This is a genomic window from Microcystis sp. M53602_WE12 (genome assembly GCF_030065455.1).
Lineage (GTDB): Bacteria > Cyanobacteriota > Cyanobacteriia > Cyanobacteriales > Microcystaceae > Microcystis > Microcystis aeruginosa.
The window spans coordinates 1-2,931 of sequence record NZ_JASJFB010000354.1; the positions used below are offsets into that span (position 1 = coordinate 1).

Below are 2,931 nucleotides of genomic sequence, written 5' to 3' on the forward strand. Positions count from 1 at the left end.
CCTTGAATCAACCCTAGGGATCAAGAGGGGATTAAAGGCAAAATCTATTTAATTAGAACCATTTACTTATTTCCCCCTAACCTAATTGTTTTAAGAGCAAACCAATAAGCGCACCAGCAAGAATTAACCAAGTAGAATTAATCTGAAAACGTAGTAAAAGAATAGCGGAGATAAGAGATAAAATAATAGCCAATAAATTAAAAGTTAAATTACCGTAGGGTTGTAACCAAGTAGCCAGGGATAAATTAAAAATTACTGCCACCATTAAAGCCACGGCACTAGCATTAATCGCGTCTAAAAAAGCCCCTGCCCAAGCCGATTCTCTCAATTTAGGAATAAGAGGATTAAGTAATAAAACAAAGATAAAAGAAGGAAAAAAAATCGCTAGAGTTGCCACAATTGCCCCCGATACTCCTAATATTTGATAACCGATAAAAGTGGCTGTAGATAACACTGGACCGGGGGTAAATTGACCCACAGCAATAGCATCTAATAATTGTTGCTGGGTTAACCATCCTCTCCCCTGCACTAAATCCCCTTCCAAAAAGGCAACTAACACATAACCACTACCAAATAAAACACTACCCACCTTGAGGAAAAATAGCCCTAATCCTGTTAATGTCGGTGGGATGTTGCTAGGAGTAGCAACCGCCGTCGCACCGCCTATTCCTGCCACAATCAGGGGGAAAGTAGCGAATTTTTTTAGGATAAACATCCCGATAATTCCGCCTAACAGTAAAGCGATAACTTCATTTAAACCTAAGATTAATAATCCGATAACTCCCAATCCGATGAAGAGTAATTGACGGGTTTTCAGTGCCTTTTTGCCTAAGCGCCAGAGTGCCTGAAAAATCACCGCAATTACCACCGGTTTAATCCCCGCAAAAATCGGAGCCACATCCGGTAAAGTCCCGTAGGTAGTATAGATCCAAGCTAGAAAACCCGTAATTAACACCGCAGGAGTAATAAAACAAACCCCGGTGATTATTAAACCCGCTAAACCACCAAAAATATAACCGATATGAATGGCCATTTCCGTGGAATTAGGACCAGGAATCAGATTAGTGGCCCCCACCAAATCGAGAAATCGCTCCTTAGTCATCCAACCGCGACGCTTAACCACTTCTTCCTCCATTAAAGCGATATGGGCAGCCGGACCACCAAAACCGATAATGCCGATTTTGAGAAATAAAAGGGCAAGTTGCGAGAGATTGGGAGGCGATGAAGTCAGCATTTTCTGATTACCAATAGTTTTTCTAGAATCAAGTTTATATCCAAAAGAATAAGCTTAAGTTAAATTATTAAGTAAGTAGTTATAGTTAAATTGAAGATAGATTTTGGGTTCGATCCCCCCTCCCCCCCTTGATAAGGGGGGTGTCTGACAACTTTTAACACCTACCTACTTAGCCAGATCTCGTCAATTCCAAAATTCCATAATTGCAAAAGCTTTTTACACAAACTCAATTATAAGTATTTAATACCACCGTTCAAGTAAATTTGATACAAAAAAAGTTAAGAAAACTTTATAAATAATATTGATTAATTTGTTTATAATGAACCCCATTAATACCAACTGAAACCCATCAGCACCTCCCTTATTAAGGGGGGCAAGGGGGGATCAAACCTTATTAAGGTTAGTCAACAAACCATAGACAATAATCAATTATCACAATCGATGCTAATCTATGCCCAAAAAACTCTATGGACAGCTTGCCGCCTAACACTAACCAGTTTTCAGATACCCAAGAGCCAGCAGCGAGTCCATCTCAGCGCCAAGCAGTGCCGGTCAATTATCCCGAACTGCTACCGGAATTGCTGTAGGCACTCGTCTTTTGATTTTTACAAGAGGTCTTGAGAACAGAAAAATTTGCTATACTGCTGATTAGAGTATTTATCCTCTGAATTTTTGTGTCTGCAAGAGATATTTACCACGACACTGTAAAACTTGCTTTAGAGAAGGACGGGTGGGCAATCACTCACGATCCTTTTCCACTTCAAATTGGCAAGAAGCGTTTATCCGCTGATTTGGGAGCAGAACGCTTAATCAGTGCGGAGAAAGAATTGCGGAAAATTGTCGTTGAAGTGAAAAGCTTTGTAGGACAGTCTGACGTAAAGGATTTACAGCAAGCTTTGGGGCAGTACGTCTTGTATCGTCAAATCCTTAACGAGATGAAAGTTGAGCGAGTTCTTTATCTGGCCATATCTCAGCCAACTTTTAACAGTGTTTTTAGTATAGAATTAGGGCAGGTATTGCTAAAGAATCAGATTGTGAAATTAATTGTCTTTGATGATGAAAGTGAGGTAATCGTGCAATGGATACCCGATTAAAATATCAAGGTATTATTAAGACTGTTCTCCAGAATCATGCTAACTATCGTGCTACTTTACCTGATGGTTACACTTCTCAGGTTATATTTGATGATGAACGAGGACATTATCTAGTTTTAGATTTCGGTTGGAGTGGTAATAAGTATCTCCATGCAACACCAATTCACCTTAGCTTGGTTGTCGATAAAGTCTGGATTCAATGTGATGAAACGGAGGAAGGCATAGCTACTGATTTGATGGAGGCAGGTATTCCCAAAGAAGATATAGTCCTGGGTTTTCGTTATCCTAAAATACGCAAATATACGGGATTTGCTGTGGCTTAGTGACCAGAAATGTTGAATCTATACATAAAACTTTATACACAAGCTGAAATTGCAAAAGTGTTTTAGACAAACTCAATTATAAGTATTTAATACCACCGTTCAAGTAAATTTGCTACAAAAAAAGTTAAGAAAACTTTATAAATAATATTGATTAATTTGTCTATAATGAACCCCATTAATACCAACTGAAACCCATCAGCACCTCCCTTATTAAGGGGGGCAAGGGGGGATCAAACCTTATTAAGGTTAGTCAACAAACCATAGACAATAATCAATTATC

At 38.9% G+C, this 2,931-nt stretch carries 3 protein-coding genes and 1 pseudogene; 3 read left to right on the forward strand and 1 reads right to left on the reverse strand.

Going from position 1 to position 2,931, the window contains the following annotated elements; translation table 11 throughout:
• Positions 1 to 76 precede the first annotated feature (76 nt).
• Complete coding sequence (gene chrA, locus PX482_RS12425; RefSeq protein ID WP_288122496.1) at positions 77 to 1,234, reverse strand: chromate efflux transporter; 1,158 nt, start codon at positions 1,232 to 1,234, stop codon at positions 77 to 79.
• Between the two features lie 467 nt (positions 1,235 to 1,701).
• Between chrA and PX482_RS27725 the strand changes: the two are divergent.
• From PX482_RS27725 to PX482_RS12435, 3 genes and pseudogenes are all read left to right on the forward strand, one after another.
• Positions 1,702 to 1,815: pseudogene (locus PX482_RS27725) on the forward strand (TIGR03032 family protein); the annotation flags it as partial.
• A gap of 93 nt (positions 1,816 to 1,908) precedes the next feature.
• Positions 1,909 to 2,328, forward strand: coding sequence for an element excision factor XisH family protein (locus tag PX482_RS12430; RefSeq protein ID WP_002764234.1), 420 nt, complete (start codon positions 1,909 to 1,911; stop codon positions 2,326 to 2,328).
• Entirely contained in the window at positions 2,313 to 2,651 is a 339-nt protein-coding gene (locus PX482_RS12435; protein WP_002732736.1) for a XisI protein, read from the forward strand. The genes PX482_RS12430 and PX482_RS12435 overlap by 16 nt, the downstream gene beginning before the upstream one ends.
• Positions 2,652 to 2,931 lie beyond the last annotated feature (280 nt).

Coding starts and splice junctions, on each gene's coding strand:
- PX482_RS12435 (WP_002732736.1), top strand. CDS start 2,313: ATGGATACCCGATTAAAATATCAAGGTATTATTAAGACTGTTCTCCAG.
- chrA (WP_288122496.1), bottom strand. CDS start 1,234: ATGCTGACTTCATCGCCTCCCAATCTCTCGCAACTTGCCCTTTTATTT.